The organism is Amycolatopsis echigonensis (genome assembly GCF_014174495.1).
GTDB lineage: Bacteria > Actinomycetota > Actinomycetes > Mycobacteriales > Pseudonocardiaceae > Amycolatopsis > Amycolatopsis echigonensis.
The window spans coordinates 23,342-43,491 of record NZ_JACJHR010000019.1 but is presented as its reverse complement, the minus strand read 5'-3'; the positions used below and the strand labels follow the sequence as shown (position 1 = coordinate 43,491).

Sequence of the window (20,150 nt, the reverse complement as noted above, 5' to 3'; positions counted from 1 at the left end):
ATACGCAGTCCCCGCCAAGGAAATTTCGAATTACTCCGTTGGCCGCGGGCGGCAACTACCGTCCTCGCACCGGCGCACCCCACACCGTCTGGTCGCGCAGCGCTTTCTTGAGCACCTTGCCGCCGGGATTGCGCGGCAAGGGCGTGTCGTGCACGGCGACGTACTGCGGGACCTTGAAGTCGGCGAGGCGTTGGTCGAGGTAGTCCAGCATCGCGGCGACGTCGAACGAGGGCGACGACGGCACCACGACCGCGCCGACCTTCTCGCCCAGCACGTCGTCCGGCACTCCGACGACGGCCGCCTCCGCGACGTGCGGCGCGCCAGCCAGCGCGTTCTCGACCTCGACGCAGTACACGTTCTCGCCGCCGCGGTTGATCATGTCCTTGGCGCGGTCCACGATGTGCACCAGGCCTTCGTCGTCGATGCGGGCGAGGTCGCCGGTGTGCAGCCAGCCGTCGACGATCGCCGACGCCGTGGCCTCGGGTTTGTTCCAGTAGCCGGGAACGCGGTTCGGTCCCCGGACCAGGAGTTCGCCGACCCCGGTGCGCGGATCGGCGTCGGCGACGGCCAGATCCACCACCGGCACGGCGAAGCCGACCGAGTCGGCGTGCTCGGTCGACCACTCGTGCGGCAGGTAGGTCGCGATCGAGGCCACCTCGGTCAGCCCGAACCCGTTGCCCACCTTGGCCGACGGAAACGCCTCTTTGATGCGGGCGACCAACGCCGGCGCGATCGGCGCGCCGCCGTAGGCCACCCGCAGCACCCGGCCGGTGTCGAGCGCCGCGAAGTCCGGGTGCGCGATCGCCAGGCTGTAGATCGCCGGTACCGTGACGAGGATGTTGATCCGCTCTTCCGCGATCGCGGCGAGGAACCCGCGGGTCTCGAAGGCGGGCAGGATCACCGTCGTGCCGCCGAGCGAGAGCTGGACCAGCAGCTGGGTATTGCATCCCGTCACGTGGAACAGCGTGACCGAGATCAGGTTGCGCAGCGAGGGCCCGTCGGCGCGGTCCAGTTCGAGTACCCGGATCGCGGTCTCCACATTGGACAGAAAGTTCTCGTGAGTGGTGATGGCTCCCTTGGGAAAACCGGTCGTGCCGCTGGTGTAGAAGATCGCGGCCGGGTCTGTCCGCACAGCCTCGTCGTGCACGGTCGCCGGGCCGGAAGACAGCCGTTCGCCCTCCTTGAACACATACGTGGCACCGCAGTCGGTCAGCACGTAGTCGACCTCAGGTTCGGCGAATCGCGTGTTCACCGGCACCACGATCGCCCCGGCGAGCACGCTGCCCAGGAACGCGCACACCCAGTCGGCACCCGCCGGGAGCAGGATGGCGGTGCGGTCTCCGGGAGCGATCCCCCGCTCCCGCAGGCCGCCCGCCACCTCGGACGCGCGTTCCCACAGCTGTGCGTAGGTCAGGCGAGGCCCGTCGACTTCGACGACGGCCTCGACGTCGGGATGCGCCTGGACGGACGCCCGCACCGCGGCCACCAGCGACTCCGGCAGGTGGTCGTACCGTGCCACGCCGTCGGGTCCGCGAGTGATCCCGGTCAGGTCGAACGGCCCGTGCTTGGTCTCGGTCATCACGCCCCCGGGGTGAAGTAGCGCCGCGGATTGTCCACCATCATCACGGTGATCTGCTCGTCGCTGACGCCGTGCTCGCGCAACGCGGGCAGGACGTCTTCGCTGATGTGCAGGTAGTTCCAGTTCGGCACCGTCTGCTGCAGGAGCCGCTGGGACTCCTCGCCGGAGAAGAAGTCCATGTAGCAGGCCGCGTCGTGAGAGAGGACGATGCGGTCGGCGTAGCCCTGCTCGCACAGCGCGGCGATCGTCGCGACCCGGTCGGCGGTGGGGTTGAACAGGTCGAGGCCGAACCGGTCGCAGCCGATCGTCGCGCCCGTGTCCATGATCCACTTGAGGTAGTCGAGATCGTTGCTGTCACCGGCGTGTCCGATGATGACCTTCGTCAAGTCCACGCCGCGCTCGCGGTAGAACTCGAGGGCGAGCCGCCCCGTCTGGTGCGCGGAGTTGGTGTGCACGGTGATCGGCACGCCGGTGGCCAGGTGCGTTTCGCAGATCGCGGCCTGCACGCGTTGCTGGTCCGGGGTCAGGCCGCGTTCCTCGACCACGCCCTTGAGGAACGCCGCGCGCACGCCGGTGTCCGCGATGCCCTCGGTGATGTCCCGGGTGAACAGTTCGGTCATCGGCTCGGGTCCGTCGAACATCGCGCCCGGACCGCGATAGTGGAAATAATGCGGGATCTCGTCGAACGTGTACAACCCGGTCGCCACGACGATGTTGATGTCGACCTCGGCGTTGACCCGCTGGATGCGCGGGATGTAGCGACCGAGCCCCACCACGGTCGGGTCGACGATCGTGTCGACGCCCGCGGCCTTCAGCGCCCGCAGCTTCGCCACCGCGTCGTCGACGCGTTCGTCCTCGTTCCACCAGTCGTGCCCGTAATTGGCCATGATGTCCGGGGTGAGCACGAAAACGTGTTCGTGCATCAACGTCGGTCCGAGCTGGTCCGTGCTGACCGGCCCGCGAACGGTCGCGACCATGAGCTGCCTCCGCCTCGTCGTCGGTGGCTGGTGGCCAGGAGTCAAACCGCCGGGAGGCGGATGTGTCATTCGCCGGCGCGCACAGTTCTGTCGCGAACGCGCACGAGGGCAATTATGCTCGGCGGAACCGCCAGGAGGTGACGACGGTGTACCAGCTGGACAGCCTTGCCGTGGGCGACGGCACGACCGTCGGGGCCGCGGCACAGGACGCGTGGCGGGACTGGTGCCGGGCGGCGCACGGGCGCTTCGACTTCGCGTTCGACACCGACGTCTACCGCGCCCGGCTCGTCCGCCAGCACACTCCGACCTATCAGCTCATCGGCTGGACCGGCGACACCGAACTCGTCACCCGTCGTGCCCGCGACGTCCGCCGCGATCCGCGCGGCCACTACGAACTGCTCGTCCCCTTGCGCGGCAGCCTCAACGTCGGACCGGACGGCGCCGTGCGGCGGCTCGAACCGGGCGAAATGGCGTTGGTGCCGTTCGACGTCCCGTTCCAGTGCGGGCACGGCGCCGATGCCGCCGCGCTCACCCTGCTGGTGCCGGCCGAGCGCGTCGAAGGCCGGCTGGGCTCCCGAGCGATCCGCGGGCATCGCGTGTTCGGAAGCAAAGGCCTCGCACGAGCGAGCCGGGACCTCGTGGTGAGCCTGCTACGCGAGCGGGCGCACCTGTCCGGATCCGACTTCGACGCCGGCTGCGATCGGGTCGTCGACCTATTCTGCCTCGCCCGAGACGGCGCGACGGCCGAGCCTTCCGCGGGCGGCACCGTGCTCAACGCGGTCCGTCGGCACATCCGCGAGCACGCGACCGATCCGGAACTGTCCGTCTCCGCGATCGCGACCGCGGTCGGCTGGTCGACCCGCTACGTCCAGACCGTCCTGGCGCGGGCAGGAACCACCCCGACGGAACTCATCCGCCGCGAGCGCCTTGAACTGGCCCGCACCCGGCTGTCCGACCCGGCGCTCGCCGGCCAGACCATCGCAGCCGTCGCCGCGTCCGTCGGCTTCGCCTCCCCGAGCGCCTTCAGCCACGCCTACCGCGAGCACTTCGGCTGCTGTCCGCGCGAAACCCGCAGGGACGCTGCTTCGTCGGGCTAGCGGGACGCTGGATCTCCTTGCGGGCGCAGGTTTTCGGGCGTCTCCGGGGAGATCGCCGGACGCCAGGTCGCCGGGTCGAGCCGGCCGCCGTACAGCGGAAGGTCGAGCGGCCCGTCCGCCGGGTCGGGTTGCGCCCACGGCCAGGAATCGCCGCTCGTTCCGTATTTGCGGGCGGCGGCCACCCGGTCGAAGTCCACTATGGACACCAGCGTCGCCTCGTGCGCGGCCGGGGCTTCGGCCTGGATGTGGCCTTCCGGATCGACCAGGAACGTGTCGCCCAGCGCGGTCGGCGCGGCGCCGTTGACGGTGGCGACCCAGATTTGGTTCACGATCGCGTTCGCCTGGTTCAGCGGGCGTTCCTGGGCCCGTCCGGCGGTCGCCGTCTGCACGACGTTCACGACCAGCTCCGCCCCCAGCCACGCCAGATGCCGCGTGACTTCCGGGAACCAGGCGTCGTAGCAGATCGACAGGCCGACGCGGCCGTAGCCGGGCAGGTCGAACACCACGAACTCCCGGCCGACGCACATCGGTTCGTACGGCCGCCAGGTGAAGATCTTCCGGTACGCGGCCGCCAGTTCGCCGTCCGGGTCGTAGACGACCGCGGTGTTGTAGACCTTCCCGTCCCGGTCGCGTTCGAGCACGGTGCCGGGGATCAGCCAGATGCCCAGTTCCCGCGCCAGCTTCCCGAGCGCCGTACCGCGCGGGCCGTCGAGCGGCTCGGCGTGCGCGGCGTACCACTCCTCGACCGAACCCTCGATCGGGCAGAGGTGCAATTCGGGGTAGACCACCAGTTGCGCCGCGTGCGGCGAGGCCATCCGTGCCCGCAGCCCGGCCGCGAACCGTTCGAACGGTTCGGCCGCCGCCTGGACCAGCGCGATCCGGAGATGCCTGCTCATCGATTGTCTCCTCACTCCGCGAAAGACAGCAGGCCGTCGGTCATGGTCAGCCGGATCGGCAACTCCGCCAGCGCATCCGGGCCGCAGCCGACGGGATCGTCGGCCCACACGGTCAGATCCGCCCGCATGCCGACGGCCACCGCGCCGCCGCGACGGTCGCCGATCGCAGCGGCCGGGGCGGCGGTGTAGCCGTGCAACGCCTGCTGCGCGGTCAGCGCCTGCGCGGGCCCGACGGGCTCCGCATCCGGGCGACCGGGTGCGCGCCGCAGTTGTGCCGCGGCCAGGATCGGGCGCGGGTCGAACGGCGCGACCGGCCAGTCCGAGCCGAGCACGAGCGTGGCCCCGGCGTCCAGCAGGTCCCGGCAGCGCCAGCCGCGCCCGGCCCGTTCCTCGCCGATCCGGCGGGACCAGTTGTCGCTGCGGTCGGCGCGGGTGAACTCGGTCGCGTGCGCCGGTTGCATCGACGCGACGACGTCGTGCCGGGCGAACAGCGGAATCAGCTCGTCCGGGATGGTCTCGATGTGCTCGATCCGGTGCCGCTGCCGGGATCCCGGCGGCAAAGCGGCCATTGTGGACAGTGCGTGCGCGACGGCGGCGTCGCCGATCGCGTGCGTCGCGGTCTGGATGCCGCGCGCGGCGAAATAGCGGACCGCGTCGGAGTACGCGGCCGGGTCCCGCCACGCGCTGTCCCGCGAATGCCCGCAGCAGTCCGGCTCGGCGAGCCAGGCGGTGCTGTTGTCGATCGTGCCGTCCAGGAACATCTTGACCCCGGCGACCTCCCACAGCCGGCCGCCGGCTCCTTGGCGGGCCACGAGTTCCGCGCGCCGGGCGGAGTCGTCGCCAGGGCGGCACCACGGCGCGATCCGCAGCCGCAGCGGCAGTTCCCCCGCCTCGTCCAGCGAGCGGTACAGCTCCAGCGCGTCGCCGTTGCAGTCCATGACGTGGCCGCCGGTGAGCCCGGTCGCGGCCATCGCTTCGAGCAGTTCGCGCAGCCGTTCCCGCCGCCGCGCGAACGGCTGCCGCGGCACCGGCGCGTAGGCGACCTCCAGTGCCGAGAACTCCAGGACCAGCCCGGTCGGCCGCCCGCTCTCGTCGCAGGCGAAGGCCGACCGGTCGGCGAACTCGCGCGGCCCGTCAATCCCCGCGCGCCGCAACGCCTCCTCGCTCAACAGCGCCGAATGCGCGTCGAACAGCCGAAGCACTGCCGGCCGGTCGCCGAACACATCGGCGAGCGGAGCGTTGGTCACCGGCCGGTCGCCGAAACAGTTCGGGTCCAGGCCCCAGCCGACGATCCACTCCCCCGTCTCCCGGGCGAGCGCCGCCCGCACGTCCTCGAGGGTGCGGCACCCGGTCAGGTCCACGCCGTCGGTGTCCTCGACCCCCAGCGCCGGATGCAGGTGGCCGTCGACCAGCCCCGCGGTGGTCACGGCTCCGTGCAGATCGAGTGCGTCCGTGCCGGCGCGCGCCGCGGTGCGCAGGACGCGCGGGTCGCCGATCTCCCGGATTTCCCCGTCCCGCACGAGGATTCCCGTCGGCGCGCTGAGCGTCGCGCCTTCCCGGATGCGGGTGTTCACAAGCAGCAGGTCCGCTGCGGACATCGAGATTCCTTTCCAGTTCTGGGTTTCAGGCCGCGGCCGGGGCCGGGTCCTCGTCGGGCGCGGTCGCCGCGAGCACGTCCAGGCGCCGCCCGCCGCGGCGCACCGCCACGGCGGCGAACGCGATCGCCGCGACGAAGATCAGTCCGATGTAGATCCAGAACCGGTTCGCCGGCGGCGGCTGGGTGGGCAGCACGAACTCGTAGACGCCGTAGCCGACCAGCGCCACCGCGAGCACCGCGGGCAGCACGTGCTTGACGACCGAGAACTCGCCGCGGTCGTGCTTGCGGACGTAGAACGGCGTGTAGAGCGAGGTCAGGAGATAGACCAGCAGCAGCGGCACCGTGCCGATCCCGGCTTCGTAGGCCGACACCGTGACCGCGTTGCCGTCGGCCAGGAAGTACGGCACGACGATCAGTGCGGTCACCGCGGCCGTCCACAGCCACACCGCCGCTGCCGGGACCTGCGAGCGCGGGCTCACCTTCGCCAGCGGACGGGGCAGCAGACCGGCGCGGGCGGACGCGAACGTCCACCGGGAGCACGAGGTGATCGCGGCCAGGTAGCAGGCGGCCGGGCTGAGGAATCCGATCAGGTACACGAGCCAGGTCAGCCAGGGCGCGTAGTGATCGGCCAGCTCGACGTACGGCGCGGCGTTGGTCAGATCGCCCAGCCGCGCCATGCCCTTCAGCGGACCGAGCCAGTCGGCGTAGCCGGACACCGCCGCCCACGTGGCCAGGACGTAGAGCAGCGCGACGACCACGATCGACGACAGGATCGCGATCGGCACGACCCGGCGCGGCCGCTTGATCTCGTCGGCCATCGCCGCCGCGTTCTCCCAGCCGATGAAACCGGACACCGACGTCGCGAAGGTGATGCCGATCAGACCGGCCCACCCGCCCGGCTGCCCGCCCCGCGCGTGCAGCGGCGCGCCCAGCGAGGCGTGCGACCGGACCAGGATCACCGCCGACACCAGCGCGAGCCCGACCGCCTCGAGCAGGAACAGCAGCAGCGAGGTGCGCACCGACGCGGCGGCCCCGCGCAGCACGACCGGCAGCGTCAACGCGACCGCGAGCAGGGCGAAAACCGGCCACCAGAAGTTCGGCAGGCCCAGCGCCGTCTGCACCCACGAGCCGAGGAACACGACCACCGCGGCGATCGTGACCGGCCCGGACATGATGCTGAGGTAGAACGTGAACGCGGCCGCCGGGCGGGACAGGCCGCGCGCGATCGATCCCGCGCCGTGATAGGCGAACGCGACGTACGACCCGGCGGTCGGGACCCGCCGCGCGAGCTGGGCGACGTTCCACCCGGTGAGCAGGATGCCGAGCGCGCCCAGCAGGAACGCCCACGGGGTGAACGTGCCCATCGCCGCGGCCACCAGGACGACGACGATGAAGATGCCCTCGACCGGGGCCATGTTCGCCAGCGTGCCGGCGAGGGCGCCGCCGAGCCCGATCGCGTCGCGGCGCAGCTGGACTTCTCGATGTTCCGTCAGATCCGTCATGGGGAGTCCGTTCGAGGAGGGTTCGGCGGATGCCGGAGTGACTGTGGTGACGGGAGGCTGCCATATCGTCAATCGCGTAGTCAATGCCATTGACTACGGCATCGGTTAAGCTGGCCGCGATGACGAAAACCGCCAGCACCCCCGCCCGCCGTCCCCGCGGGAGCATCACGCCCGACAAGGTCGTGGCCGCCGCGTTCGCCGTCAGCGAGCGCGACGAAGCGCTGACCTTCCAGGCGATCGGCGCCGAACTGGGCGCGCATCCGACCGCGGTCTACCGGCATTTCCGGGACAAGGACGAACTGATGCGCGGCCTGGTCGACGCGCTGCTGCGCGAGCAGCTCGACGAACTCGGCGAACCGCGGGAGAATTGGCAGGACGAACTGCGGGCGATCGCCGCCGCGCTGTACGACGTCTTCCTCCGGCACCCGCAGATCGGCCAGTACGCCGCCGCGCGGACGGCCCGCACCGAACACGAGTTCCGGATCGTCGAACGCCTCCTCGCCGCCCTGCGCGGCGGCGGATTCCCCAAACGGGAAGCCGCGCTCTGCTACCGCCTGTTCGCCGACGCCTGCCTCTCCTACGCCGCACTGGACAGCGCGTTCGCCAGCCTCTCCCCCGAAACCCAGGCCGGCGACCGCGCCGCCTGGCAGCAGGAGTACCGCAGCCTGTCCCCCGCCGAGTTCCCGCAGATCGCCGAACTCGCCCCCGACCTCCCACCAGTGTCCGAACGCGACACTTACCTGGCGTTCGTCGACACCGTCCTTTTCGGACTCGAAACGCGGCTGGCCCGCAGCACCGGGACCGCCTAGCAAATCGGGCGCTGTCAGCTCCACGAAGCACGACTCCGACCCGAGCGAGCCGCTTGCTCCTGGGTTGTTGACCGCTTTGGCCTGTTCACTGCGCTGGTCAGGTGAATCCTGCCGGAATGTCGCTCTGGCCCTCATCCGAGCTGCCACGATGCCCGGTGCGTCCGCGACCTGGCGGGCGAAACGCTGGGGGAGGAATTCGCATGTCGGCGAAGAAGAAGGCCATGCTGTGCGCCGTCGCCACGCTCGCCGGGCTGGTGATCGCCGCACCTCAATCCGGTGCCGCGGCCTATCCCGCCAACAACTTCGACGTGACGTTCGGGGCAAGCTACACGCGGGGAACCATCACGTGGTACGACCGGTCAGTGCGCCTGACCGGCACCATGCGGTCGCTCGCCAGCAGCGGCTGCCGCAGGACCATCGGATTCACCTACAACGCCGACGCCTCGAAGCAACTGGGTGAACACGGGACCAGCTCGCAATGCGGCGATGCCATCAAGGCGCTCCCGCCGATCGACGTGCCGGCGGACGTCCCGGGCGGCGCGGGACTCGTCACCGTCTGCCTGACTGATGGAGACGGTGTCGTCCTCGGTACTGCTCAAGCCCCCGCCTGCCGGGCATACGCCCGCTCCGACGCCAGCTGACCGACTCGCCTGCTCGGTTCCGTCCGCCGGTCCGCCAGAACCCGAGATTTCCTCCCACGAGCGGCTACGTCAAACGACACAAGGCCCGGTCCCTGCACGCTACGATTCCGGACGTGCCGCTCAACCGGGTTGAGAAGATTCCGGGGCTCGAGTACCGCGTTTCGGACTCGCCCTATATCGAGGGCGTGTATCGGGTGGCACCGAATGGCGGCTTCGCGCCGGAGCGCATGGTGTCGGTCGTGAACTCGAACTGGGAGCTGCTGGTGTGGGCGTCGGCCGGGGCGACCGCCGTTTCGGTTCGCGGTCCCGAAACCCGGCCCACCGTGGTTCCGTTGGACGGCGGGCTGGGCAGCACCTTCGGCGTGATCTTCCGCCACGGCGCCTTCCTGCGGAATCTGCCCGTGCGCGGCCTTGTGGACGGCAGCGTGTCGAGCCCCTATACGACGCCGCGCTCCTTCGTGCTGCAGGGCAGCGAGTGGGAGATCCCCACCTACGAGAACGCGGAGACGTTCGTAGATCGCTTAGTCCGGGCAGGGTTGCTGGTGCGCGACCCGCTGGTGACCGACGTCGTCGCCGGGGAGCGGCCGGTGCCGGTCACACCGCGCTCGGTGCAGCGCCGGGTCGCCGCGGCCACCGGCCTGACGCAGGGCATGATCCGGCAGATCGAGCGCGTGCGGCAGGCCACCATGCTGCTGCGGCAGGGCGTGGCCGCGACCGAGGTCGTGCATCTGGCCGGGTATCACGACCAGCCGCACCTGGCGCGGTCGCTGACCCGGTTCGTCGGCCGGACGGCGACGCAGCTGCGGCAGCCCGCCGCCGGCGAGATCGTGTCGCTTCTGTACAAGACCGACGCCGAGGTGGGTCCGTAGGTTCGAAACAGCCGGAAGGCCCGGCTACCAGAACCGAGGAGCACCAATGGTTTTCACCCAGATCTACGTCAACCTGCCGGTCACCGACCTGGACGCGAGCACGGCGTTCTACGTGGCGCTGGGCGGAGTGCTCAACCCGCAGTTCACCGACGAGACTTCCGCACAGGTCGCCCTCGGCGAGGCGGTGACCGTGCAGATCATGACGCACGAGCAGTTCAGCCAGTTCACCTCGCGGCCCGTCGCCTCCGGCGCGATCGAGTCGATCCTCGCGTTGCCCGCCGAATCAAAGGAGGAGGTCGACCGGCTGGCCGACGCCGCCCTGAAAGCGGGCGGGTCCGAGCCGCGCTCTCCGCAGGACATGGGCTGGCTCTACAACCGCGCGGTGGACGACCCGGACGGCCACAGCTGGGAACTGCTCTCGTTCGACGCCTCGGCCATGCCCGGCACACCGGAATGACGGACAGCGCAAGCGATTCGCCTCGAAACCGCCTCCCGCGCTCTGCGCAGACCGCCGCCGTCTCTTGCCGGACAGCGAAGAGTCGTCGCCCCGACCTTCCCCCTCACGGTTGCGGACCGGCCAGCAACTGCCCTCTACTCCTGCGGCGTCGCCACCTGCCCCGAACTCGGATCCCGCGGAAAGGTCAAGTCAGACAAGGCTTTCGTGAGGGTTCGCGGCCGAATTTCCAGTACGCGAACGGGGAGCACCCGGCGGTAGCGCGCGTCCACGGCACCGCTCAGCCGGGCATCGGAAGGTGCGCATAGCGTTTGAGAACCCAGGGTTCGCGCACGGGGCCAGGCCAAAGGACCACGCGGTAGAGATCCTCGCCCTGCACGCGGTCTTCGCTGATGGTGTCGAAGCCTTTCGCGTAGACGCGGGCGGTGTAGTCGCCGGACGGGACGGCGGTGCGGGGAACCGCTGGCCGGTAGTCGAATTTGGAGACCAGGATCCGGCCGCTGGCGACGCGGAGCCCGCTTTCGGTCACGTGGTCCCATCCCCCGAGGTCGTCGCCGGGTGCTTCGGCGCGGACGTCGAGGACGACGGGCAGCGTCATGCGGCGTGCGGTGCCGACGCCGAGCACGCCGTCGTCGGCGGCGACGAGGTCGTTCATCAGTCCTTTGAGGAACGCGCGGTCGGGATCGGGCCGCGCCGTGTCGTCCTGGACGAAAAAGCTGCCGTAGTCGGCGAAAACGTCGAGCTCCGCATGGGCGATCCGGGAGGGATCACGGTGCGGCGGGTCAGCCATGAGCGGTACCTGTACTCCGGGAGGTCTCCAGGGCTTCCGGGGTGAACACGTAACGCGTGAACCAGCGGTGCATCTGGCGTTGCAAGGGCAGGTCGCCATCGATGTGCACGTCCGGATGACGCAGCAGCTCGGCCCAGGACCGCTCGCCCAGCCACCATCTGGTCACCGCCATGGCCGGGGCCGCCAGCCAGATGTCGACGGCTGCCCCGGTGTCCTGCCCGCACAGGTTCACCCCGGTCCGCGACAGGTGCAGCCAGTACTTCTCGTCCCGGTCGGTGAAGTCGATGGCGACCACGACGGTCTGTTCCGGGAGGGCTTCGACGTTGATCCGACGCTGGATGTCCCAAGTCAGGGCGGCGGTGTCCAAGTCGTCCTCGGTCAACGCCGCGCTCTCGGTGGCCACCGCCCATCGGGCCAGTTCCCGCACCACCGGGGCCAGCGCGACGCCGGCGTCGGTCAACCCGTAGGAGTCGTCCACGACACCCGCGGCGCGCAGGGCCCGCAACCGTGCGGACAACGTCGCCCGCGGAATGCGGGGCAGGCCCCGGCGGATCTCGGTGAAGGTGGACGCGCCGAGCAGCAACTCCCGCACGATCAGCAACGCCCAGCGCTCGCCCAGCACGTCCAGGGCCCGCGCCACCGCGCAGAACTGCCCATACCCCGTCATGGTTCAAATGTTGAACTACCGCTCCGGTCGTGTCCAGCTGATGATCACATCCATGAGCGACGTGACGACAGCAATTGGAAACACCCCGTTGGTGCGGCTGAACAAGGTCGTGCCCGAGGGATGCGCGGAGATCTTCGTCAAGGTCGAAGGACAGAATCCGACCGGCAGCATGAAGGACCGGATGGCGCGGGCGATGATCGCCAGAGCAGAGGACGACGGGCGGCTGCGGCCCGGCGACACGGTCGTCGAGTACACGGGCGGCAGCACCGGCGCCTCCCTGGCGCTTGTCTGCACGGCGAAGGGATATCGCCTGCGGATTGTCACCTCGGACGCGTTCAGCGAGGACAAACTGGTCCAGATGGCGGCGCTCGGAGCCGAACTCACCGTCCTCCCGAGCGACCGGGGAATGATCACCAAGGCCCTCATTCTCGCCATGATCGACGAGGCTGAGCAGTTCAGCCGGCAGCCGCACACCTACTGGACCGACCAGCTCACCAACACCGACAGCATCGCCGGCTACCACCCGCTGGGCGAGGAGATCTGGACACAGACCGCGGGACGGGTCGACGTGTTCGTCCAGTCGATCGGGACAACGGCCTCACTGCGCGGCGCCGCGGCCCCGCTCAAGCGCCGCAATCCCGCGCTGCGAGTGGTCGCGGTCGAACCAGCCGAGTCCGCCGTGCTCTCCGGCGGGCAGCCGGGCGCGCACCGCATCGAGGGCATCGGGATCGGTTACGTCCCGCCGATGTGGGACCCGGACCTGCCGGACGAGATCGTCTCGATCGCCACCGCCGACGCCGAGGACATGGCCAGGCGACTGGCCCGCCAGGAGGGTCTGTTCGCAGGGACCTCGTCCGGCGCGAACGTGCTCGCCGCCATCCAGGTCGGCCAGCGCCTTGGCCCGAGCGCGAGGATCGCGACCTTGCTGGTGGATTCCGGGCTGAAGTATCTCAGCACCGCTGTGTACCGGCGCGGATAAACGACCCTGTGTCCACCCGTGCGCGAACGCTTCGAATTTCTGCCGGTCGAGCAACTCGCGCGACGGGAACTCGATCCGGTGGTGAAACGGTGCCATCGGCATTACGGCTTCTACTGTCAGTGTTCGCAGGTGTACTGTCCGCATGTGCCGGTTGCGACCAAACCTGCACGGCTCAACCTCCACTGCCGGAGGTCTCCGCACGGGTCACGTAACCGGTTGTGCGCCGAGCGGCCATTCCGGCCATGTGCCCAGGAGCGCAGTGATGGTTTCTCGCCACCGACACGGCACCAGCGAGCTCGCCGCGCACGGGAAGGCCCGCCACCGCGCACCGGCGCTGCTGCGCGTCGTCCGGCGGGTCGATCACACCGGTAATCTGGTGGTGCTGACCGTGGCGGGTGACGTTGACCTGTCCACCCTGCCGGTGCTCGAACACCACCTGGCCGCCGCCGCGCCGCAGAACATGATCGTGGACCTGGACCAGGTCGGTTTCTTCTCGGTGGCCGGTGTCTCCGCGCTGATCCGGGCCTCCGGACACGCACGCGCCGCACGACGCCACTTCGCTGTGGTCGCCTCGAACTGCCCTGCCGCGCGGGTGTTGAGCCTGACCCGGGCCGAGCAGTCGTTCGCCGTGTTCGCGACGGTGCCCGACGCGATCAGCCAGCTGAGCTAGCGCTCGCTGCGGGCGTTGAGCGCTTCCTCGACGGTGTGATACAGCGCCAGGACGTCGTCGAGGCCGGTGACCTGGATGGGCCGGATCACCGGGCGGTTGGCGTCGACCACGATCCGCAGCGGTTCCCGTCGGGCGCGGCCGTGCCGGGTGGCGTCGACCAACGCGGTCAGCCCGGCGGAGTTGAGGAAATCGACGCCGGTCAGATCGAGGACGCACGGCTGCCCGGCTGCCCGGTCCAGCGTGGATTTCACCGCATCTGCGAGCAGGGGCGCGGTGTCCGCGTCGATCTCGCCGACCGCGACGACGACCGGGATGCTTCCCGCGACACGCTGGGCGATCCGCAGTTCCGCGGGGTGCGGCGCGGGTTCGGAAGGGCTCACTCTCCGTACGGTAGCGGCCAACGCCCGGACTCGCCGGTCCGGCGGCCTCAGCCCGGCAAAGGCGGGTGCGGGTCGCCAGGCGAGAGAGTCAAGTGCGGAGCCTTGCCGCTGCCGGCGGGCCGGTTCAGGACGAACTCGGCCCAGACGGTCTTGGACTTTCGATGCTGCTGAACGCCCCATCGATCGGTGAGCTGATCGACCAGCACCAGCCCGCGTCCCCCGGTGTGATCCGGCGTCCGCTTCCGCGGCGGCCACGGCGACGCGTCGTCCACCTCGATCCGCAGCCGCTGTCCGCTCTCGAGCAGTGCGATCCGGCAATACCGGGGCGAGGCGCCATGCCGGTGCGCATTGCTGACCAGCTCGTCCGACACCAGCACCGCGTCGTCGGCGGTGAGATCATCGCGACCCGCGAGCATATCGCGCACCAGTCTGCGGACCTCGCGAAAGGACGCGCCGTCCAGATCGCACATCACTTCGCAGGGCTGCTCGAAACGGACCGGCGGCTGCGGATCAAGCGACATCAGCGGAACAACCTCACATGTCAGGCACGAGAGCCTCCGTTACCCGGGCATGCGGCGGAGATACCCGAGAGTGGCTCGCAGCAAACTGACGTGTTCGTCACGGCTGCCGCAGCGGAAGGAGCGCCAGCGCTTCTTTCGTGTTGTGCTCCGCGATCCCCTGCATGAACGCCCGGTCAGGGAAGTCTCCGTCGAGGAGCCGCAGCGGACCGGCCACCAGCGACAGACGCATCGCGAGCATGTAGAAGTCGAGCCGCCGCGGATCGAGACCAGGCCGGACCAGCGCGGGGTACCGCTCGCCGAAGCGGAGCTGGAGGAAGACGTGTTCCCACTCGACGTCGAAGTACATCAAGCCCTCGATGTCGATCAGGACGGGTTGCCCGTCGGCATCGACCAGGACGTGGTCGGGTCCGAGTTCTCCGTGGACAAGTCCGTATTCCGTGCGCGGGCTCACCCGCTCGGCCAGTTCCCGCAGACGGTCGCGCAATGCGGCACCAGCGGCCGCGATGCGCCCGTCGCGCCGGGCTGCCTCCTCAAGGTCCCGCAGGGCGCGGTCGAGAACCCGTCGCTCGCACGAGACCTCAGACACGGGTCCGTTCCGTTCCAGCAGATCTACCCGGCCGTAGTGCTGGCCTTGGTGTCCGTGCATCACCTCAAGCGTCTCGGCAAGGTCGCCCAGGGCTTTCGCGGCGCGCGCGGGATCGGTTTCGAAGAGTGCTTCAAGCGTGCCGCCGGAGACGTCCTCGACCACGGCGACGTCCGCCGGATAGCGGGACCGGCTGTCATCCGCGAGGTGTACCCGCGGAACCCGTGCCCCGAGTCTGTCCAAGCTGCGCTGCGCGGCCAAGAACGGGGCCAACCCGGAGGCGGGCGCGAACGGGTCAGCCGGGTCGGCTTCTCGCGCGCCTGGCCAGAAGTTCTCCGCTTCGGCCCAGCTGTAGACGATCACGCTGGCTGTGCTCGTTCCGCCAAGGCGGACCCGGTACACCCCCTTCTTGCTCCCTCCGCGCAACCGGTCCACCGTGACTACGCGGCATCCCGCTCCCAGTGCGTCACGCACAATCCCCGCCAGGTCTTCGATTTCCGCGAATTGCCGCATCCGCAGAACCTACTGAAGCGACGCCACGCGCGCCGCTGGATTACTTCCGCATCCTCCGGTCCGTGGCCAGCAGGGCCGGTGGCCGCAGCGGGATTGGGGCCACGGCGCGAAAATCGGCGAGTGTCAGACGCAGCTGTAGTGCGGGTGGCTGGCGCGGTCGAACTGGGCGTTCCCACCGGACCTCACGGCGGCGAAGCCGGTGACACCGGGGAATTCGGCGTCACCGGCGAACGTCGGAGCGCAGCCACCGGTCAAGCGGGCAACTGCACCCCCGGCACCATCGCCGGATCGTTCCGGACGGACGCCGGGTTGGTTTCCCGCAATGCCCAGGCGCACAGGAACGTCACCAGCCCGGTCGCCGCGACGAACACCGCGACCAACGTGGTCGTGCCGGTCGACGCGATGAAAGCCGTCATGATGAACGGCGTCCCGCCGCTCCAGATGATCGCCGCCAGCTGGTAGGCCAGCGAGGCGCCCGAGAAGCGGATGTTCGGCGCGAACATTTCGCCGAGGAACGCGGCCAGCGGGCCGTAGATCGCCGACTGGAAGATGCCGCCCACGGTCACCGCGACCAGGAAACCCGCGATGGTCCCGGTGTTGACCAGCATGAAGTACGGGAACGCCCACAGCATCACGCCGGCCGCGCCGGCCATGACCATCGGGCGGCGGCCGAAGCGGTCGGACAGCGCGCCGCCGGCCAGGGTCGCGCCGACCGTGATCAGGGAACTGAACAGCGACGCCGTCAGCAGCGAGCTTTGCTGCATGTGGAGTTTCACCGTCGCGTAGCTGAGCACCCCGGCGATGCTGATGTAGAACAGCACGTTCGTCGCGGCGAGCAGACCGCAGCCGAGCAGGATTTTGCCCCAATGGCGGCGGATCGCCTCGCCCAGCGGAGCCCGCACGGTCTTGCCTGCCTTCCGGTCGGCGGCGTGCCGCAGCTGGCGGAACTCCGGGCTTTCCTCGACCTTCGCCTGGATGTAGAGCACCACCGGGAACAGCACCGCGCTGAAGAAGAACGGGACCCGCCAGCCCCAGCTCAGGAAGGCCGCGGGCGAGGTCGACGCGGTCGCCAGCAGGAACGCGACGTTGCCGAGGATGACACCGAACGGGACGCCCATCTGCCCGAACGTGCCGGCGAATCCGCGCCGCTTCGGGCCGGCCGATTCGGTCAGCAGCAAGACGATGCCGCCCCACTGGCCGCCGCACGCCACACCTTGGACGAACCGCAGCACGACGAGCAGGATCGGCGCGAACACCCCGATCGACGAGGCGCCGGGCAGACAGCCGATCAGGAAGGTCCCGAGCCCCATGCCGAACAGCGACGTGACGACGACCGGTTTGCGGCCGTAGCGGTCGCCGAAGTGACCGGCGAGCGCGCCGCCGATCGGGCGGGCGACGAAGCCGGCCCAGAACGTGCTGAACGACAGCAGCGTGCCGATCAGGGGCGAGCTGTACGGGAAGAACACCTTCCCGAACACCAGCGCCGCGGCCGTGCCGTACAGGAAGAAGTCGTACCACTCGATCGAACTGCCGACGAGGCCGGCAGCAAGCAGTTTCCGCGGCATTCGGCCGTGCGGAACGGGCCCGTTGCGCGCCCCGTCCGGCCCCACCGGTGATGCGGTCATCAGCCACTCCTTTGTGCACTGAAGGGGTTTTCGCGGTGGACGAACGCTGCCGAGCCTCCTCGATGAGCGCCGCTGCCGGCTGCGGCATTCGAACCTGACGTCAGGTTCAGGTCGGCGAGCGGGTGCAAGTGTGCGACACGCTGACACGAGTGTCAATGGACCGGCGGCGCAGGCCCGTGCCGGACTTCGAAGCGTTACCCGCGATGGTCCGGAAAGCGCAGCGCGTTGGCCCAGATGCGGGTGAGAGTGTCGACGAGATGGTCGAAATCGGGCGGCCCGCCCTCGTCCAGCGCGAGCGTGCTGAAGGCGACGCGGCTGACCATCATGGACAGCGCGCGGGAGGTCAGCTCCGGGTCGAGGTCCGGATCCGCGAGGCCGCGCTTCTGCAGGTCGGCGATCCCCCGCGCGTTGCGGTCGATGAACGCCTGCGCTCGCCGGCGGCGCAGCCGCTGGAAGGCCGGGTCGATGTTGGCGACCTGGTCGAGCAGCGCCATCAGCTTGGCGTTGCGGCGATAGGTTTCCAGGTAGGCCCGGTTGCTGGCCGCCAGCACGGCGTACGGATCGCCGGTGTCGGCCACCCGTCCCATGCCCGGGTGCCGCATCTCCTCCTCCGCGACCGCCAGCACCGCCGCGAAGATCTCCTCCTTGTTCTTGAAATACAGGTAGAACGTGCCGGTCGAGCACTTCGCCTCGGCGGTGATGTCCGCGAGCCGCGCGTCGAGATAGCCGACGCGCTCGAACACCGCCCGCGCCGCCGCGATCAAGCTCGCGCGCGTGCGCACTCCGCGTTCGGTCGCCGGGGGTTCGCGCAGCAAAGCCGGGTTCGCCAGCGACGGAGGTGGCGAACCTTCCCAACCGTCGAGGTCCATCAGCAACTTATACGGGCAACGCGACGGTGCCTTCAACTCGCGGCCTGCGCGGAGGGAAGCCGGTCAGCCGGTCGTGGGCAGGGTGAGGACCTGGCCCGAGTCGCCGGTGCTGACAGTCACCGGCGCGAGGGCCAGCCCGCCCCGGTAGTTCAGGTCGCCGCTCGCCAGCAGGACGCGGATCGCGTGGCCGGCGGCGAACTGGTGCACGATGGCGGGCAACGTGATGTGCACCGGCGCGGTCGGGTCGGCCACCCGTGCGGGCGCGATCAGGTTGTGCACCAAGCTTTCCGTGCCGTCCGGGGCGACGTCGTAGACCTTCGCGAACAGCACGAGCTGACCGGCCGGCCCGGTCGCGCTGGTCAGCGCCGCGGTAGGCGCCTGCAGCCGCACGTCGAGCGTCGGCGTCCCGGCCACGTCGACGGCCGCGGGCAGGGCGGCCCCGGTCCACGACGCGTACGTGCCGGGAAGGTTGGAGTCCGGCGGCAGGTTCGGGGAGAACGCGTCGATGCCCGAGGAGCTGGTCGGGAATCCCGCCGGCGGGGTGACGAAGCTCTGCGAGCCCGCCGCGATCCGCGCCGGATCGGTGACCAGGCCGGTGCCGGAAAGGTAGTACCGCGTCGGGCTTCCGACCGGGTAGGCGGGCGCGGTGCCGTAGGCCGGGGTCGCGATCCCGGTGTAGGGCACCCAGTCGCGGAAGTAGGCGAACCCCGGGGAGGTGTCGGCCGGGCCGTTGGCGAGGTACTGGCGGAACCAGCTCGCCACCCGGGCGGTCTCGTATTGCGTGCCCGGGTCCGGATTGGACAGATCGAGCTCGCCCGGCGCCGGCGTCGAGCCCGAGTGTCCCCAGGACTGCCAGACCATTTTCACCGGTGTGCCCTGGGCTTTCAGCGTCTGGTAGGTCGCGGCCGCCTCGTTGAGGTTGAACAGCGTGTCGTTCTCCCCCTGCATCAGCAGCACCGGGACGTGGATCCGGCTGGAGTAGGTGCTGACCGACGCGTGCCGCAGCAAGGCCAGCAGGTCGCTCGTGGGATAGCCGAGCGTGCCCGCTTCGGCGAGCCCGGTGCAGACCTCGGTCGGGAAGTTCGGGCAGCCGATCACCCGCGACGGGTCGTACTGGAAACCGGTCGCGCTGTCGAGCAGCGCGCCCTCGGAGAAGAACAGCAGCGGCCAGGTCAGCTTGGTGACGCCGGAGCCGTTGGAGGTCACGCCGCTGCGCAGGTCGGTGTTGTTCGGGGTGAGCGAGTACGAGAGGTCGTTCCAGGTGATCAGCGGGACGAGCGTGTCGATCCGCGGGTCGACCGACGCCGCCGCGAACTGGACTTCGCCGCCGTAGGAGCCGCCGATCATGCCGACCCGCGGGTCGTACTGGTCGTGGTTGCCCGCGTGGTCGACCTGGTCGTGCACGACGGAGTCGAGTCCCGCCACCGGCTGGGTGTGCGCCGCGTCGGCGTAGGCGATCCCGTTCTCGCCGCCCAGGAAACTCACCAGCTGGCTCGCGGCCTGGCCGTCCCAGTCAGGGTCGTCGAGGGTGATCTTGCAGCCCGAACCGCCGAACCCGAGCCCGGAATACGACAGCACCGCGTAGTCCTGGCCGGCGAAATAGCGCGCGAGCCCGGCCTGGTCGTCCTTGGAGCCGCCGAACCCGTTGGTGGTCAGCACGGCCGGCACCCGGTGCCGCGGTCCCGCGTCCGCGGGCAGGTAGAGATCGCCGACGATGTCGCAGCGCTCCGCTCCGCCCGGCCCGGCCAGGACGCTGAAATGCAGCGTCGTCACGGAAAAGCTGGCTGTGCTCGCCGCGGCTGTGCCCGGCACCGCCGAGAACAGCATCGCCGCGGCTGCCAGTGCCCACGTTCGTCGCATCACGCCCGCCTTCCGCCCGCCGCTCCCAGCACCACCCCCAACGGGCGGGCGGCGAATCGGTTACGCGTCTTCGCGCCGGGCCCTGAGCGATCGTCACGATTGAGCGACAAGTCTGGTAATTCGAGCGGGTGAATGTTTACGGTCCGTCGCGATTTTTCCGATCGCCAGCCGCGCGACAGCGAGGAGATCGTAATGCGTTCGCGTGCCTTGATCGTTCCCTTGACCATCGCAGTCGTACTGGGCTGCGCGACGGCCGCCGCGGCGTCTCGCGC

The 20,150-nt window shown here is 69.8% G+C and carries 20 protein-coding genes; 7 read left to right on the top strand and 13 right to left on the bottom strand.

Features of this window, described 5'->3' with window-relative positions; all coding sequences use genetic code 11:
* Positions 1-55: 55 nt before the first annotated feature.
* Complete coding sequence (locus H5411_RS15580) at positions 56-1,579, bottom strand: class I adenylate-forming enzyme family protein (protein WP_183124216.1); 1,524 nt, start codon at positions 1,577-1,579, stop codon at positions 56-58.
* A complete protein-coding gene (locus H5411_RS15575) occupies positions 1,579-2,556 on the bottom strand; it encodes a phosphotriesterase family protein (protein WP_183124215.1) in 978 nt (325 codons plus the stop codon). The genes H5411_RS15580 and H5411_RS15575 overlap by 1 nt, the downstream gene beginning before the upstream one ends.
* A gap of 146 nt (positions 2,557-2,702) precedes the next feature.
* Between H5411_RS15575 and H5411_RS15570 the strand changes: the two genes are divergently transcribed.
* A complete protein-coding gene (locus H5411_RS15570; RefSeq protein ID WP_183124214.1) occupies positions 2,703-3,653 on the top strand; it encodes an AraC family transcriptional regulator in 951 nt (316 codons plus the stop codon).
* On the opposite strand, the gene H5411_RS15565 is transcribed toward H5411_RS15570, so the two are convergent.
* From H5411_RS15565 to H5411_RS15555, 3 genes are read right to left on the bottom strand one after another with little or no spacing between them, the layout of a single operon-like run.
* Complete coding sequence (locus tag H5411_RS15565; protein ID WP_183124213.1) at positions 3,650-4,549, bottom strand: carbon-nitrogen hydrolase family protein; 900 nt, start codon at positions 4,547-4,549, stop codon at positions 3,650-3,652. The two genes, H5411_RS15570 and H5411_RS15565, sit on opposite strands and share 4 nt — an antisense overlap.
* Before the next feature lie 11 nt (positions 4,550-4,560).
* Positions 4,561-6,147 carry an amidohydrolase gene (locus H5411_RS15560; protein WP_183124212.1) on the bottom strand — a complete coding sequence of 529 codons (1,587 nt, stop codon included), beginning with the start codon at positions 6,145-6,147 and terminating at the stop codon, positions 4,561-4,563.
* 25 nt (positions 6,148-6,172) lie between these two features.
* Positions 6,173-7,648 (bottom strand): APC family permease, encoded by a 1,476-nt coding sequence (locus tag H5411_RS15555; RefSeq protein ID WP_183124211.1) that lies wholly within the window; start codon positions 7,646-7,648, stop codon positions 6,173-6,175.
* A 119-nt stretch (positions 7,649-7,767) separates the two neighbouring features.
* Here H5411_RS15555 and H5411_RS15550 point away from each other — a divergent pair, with 119 nt between their 5' ends.
* From H5411_RS15550 to H5411_RS15535, 4 genes are all read left to right on the top strand, one after another.
* The gene (locus H5411_RS15550; RefSeq protein ID WP_183124210.1) at positions 7,768-8,457 is read left to right on the top strand and encodes a TetR/AcrR family transcriptional regulator; all 690 of its coding nucleotides are present in this window, start codon (positions 7,768-7,770) and stop codon (positions 8,455-8,457) included.
* 200 nt (positions 8,458-8,657) lie between these two features.
* Complete coding sequence (locus tag H5411_RS15545; protein ID WP_183124209.1) at positions 8,658-9,098, top strand: hypothetical protein; 441 nt, start codon at positions 8,658-8,660, stop codon at positions 9,096-9,098.
* Between the two features lie 113 nt (positions 9,099-9,211).
* Positions 9,212-9,967, top strand: coding sequence for a helix-turn-helix domain-containing protein (locus H5411_RS15540; protein ID WP_312878303.1), 756 nt, complete (start codon positions 9,212-9,214; stop codon positions 9,965-9,967).
* 46 nt (positions 9,968-10,013) lie between these two features.
* Positions 10,014-10,424, top strand: coding sequence for a VOC family protein (locus tag H5411_RS15535; protein WP_183124208.1), 411 nt, complete (start codon positions 10,014-10,016; stop codon positions 10,422-10,424).
* A 277-nt stretch (positions 10,425-10,701) separates the two neighbouring features.
* Here the strand turns inward: H5411_RS15535 and H5411_RS15530 are convergent, their stop codons facing one another.
* Both H5411_RS15530 and H5411_RS15525 read right to left on the bottom strand, forming a co-directional pair.
* A complete protein-coding gene (locus tag H5411_RS15530) occupies positions 10,702-11,211 on the bottom strand; it encodes a hypothetical protein (RefSeq protein ID WP_101433757.1) in 510 nt (169 codons plus the stop codon).
* Complete coding sequence (locus H5411_RS15525; protein WP_101433758.1) at positions 11,204-11,878, bottom strand: winged helix-turn-helix transcriptional regulator; 675 nt, start codon at positions 11,876-11,878, stop codon at positions 11,204-11,206. The genes H5411_RS15530 and H5411_RS15525 overlap by 8 nt, the downstream gene beginning before the upstream one ends.
* Before the next feature lie 52 nt (positions 11,879-11,930).
* Here H5411_RS15525 and H5411_RS15520 point away from each other — a divergent pair, with 52 nt between their 5' ends.
* On the top strand, positions 11,931-12,857 hold the full coding sequence (locus H5411_RS15520; RefSeq protein WP_208637211.1) for a PLP-dependent cysteine synthase family protein: 927 nt from the start codon (positions 11,931-11,933) through the stop codon (positions 12,855-12,857).
* Positions 12,858-13,119: 262 nt separating this feature from the next.
* Complete coding sequence (locus H5411_RS15515; protein WP_158242416.1) at positions 13,120-13,527, top strand: STAS domain-containing protein; 408 nt, start codon at positions 13,120-13,122, stop codon at positions 13,525-13,527.
* Here H5411_RS15515 and H5411_RS15510 read toward each other — a convergent pair.
* The 6 genes from H5411_RS15510 to H5411_RS15485 form a co-directional block, all read right to left on the bottom strand.
* Positions 13,524-13,907: an anti-sigma factor antagonist gene (locus H5411_RS15510; protein WP_158242417.1), complete on the bottom strand. Its 384-nt coding sequence runs from the start codon at positions 13,905-13,907 to the stop codon at positions 13,524-13,526. The two genes, H5411_RS15515 and H5411_RS15510, sit on opposite strands and share 4 nt — an antisense overlap.
* A 47-nt stretch (positions 13,908-13,954) precedes the next feature.
* Positions 13,955-14,428, bottom strand: a complete 474-nt coding sequence (locus tag H5411_RS15505; protein WP_101433761.1) for an ATP-binding protein — start codon at positions 14,426-14,428, stop codon at positions 13,955-13,957.
* Positions 14,429-14,525: 97 nt separating this feature from the next.
* Positions 14,526-15,524 (bottom strand): phosphotransferase family protein, encoded by a 999-nt coding sequence (locus H5411_RS15500; protein ID WP_101433762.1) that lies wholly within the window; start codon positions 15,522-15,524, stop codon positions 14,526-14,528.
* 251 nt (positions 15,525-15,775) lie between these two features.
* Positions 15,776-17,149, bottom strand: a complete 1,374-nt coding sequence (locus H5411_RS15495) for an MFS transporter (protein ID WP_101433763.1) — start codon at positions 17,147-17,149, stop codon at positions 15,776-15,778.
* A gap of 194 nt (positions 17,150-17,343) precedes the next feature.
* Entirely contained in the window at positions 17,344-18,018 is a 675-nt protein-coding gene (locus H5411_RS15490) for a TetR/AcrR family transcriptional regulator (RefSeq protein WP_101433764.1), read from the bottom strand.
* A gap of 63 nt (positions 18,019-18,081) precedes the next feature.
* Positions 18,082-19,878, bottom strand: coding sequence for a CocE/NonD family hydrolase (locus tag H5411_RS15485; RefSeq protein WP_246368994.1), 1,797 nt, complete (start codon positions 19,876-19,878; stop codon positions 18,082-18,084).
* Between the last annotated feature and the right edge of the window lie 272 nt (positions 19,879-20,150).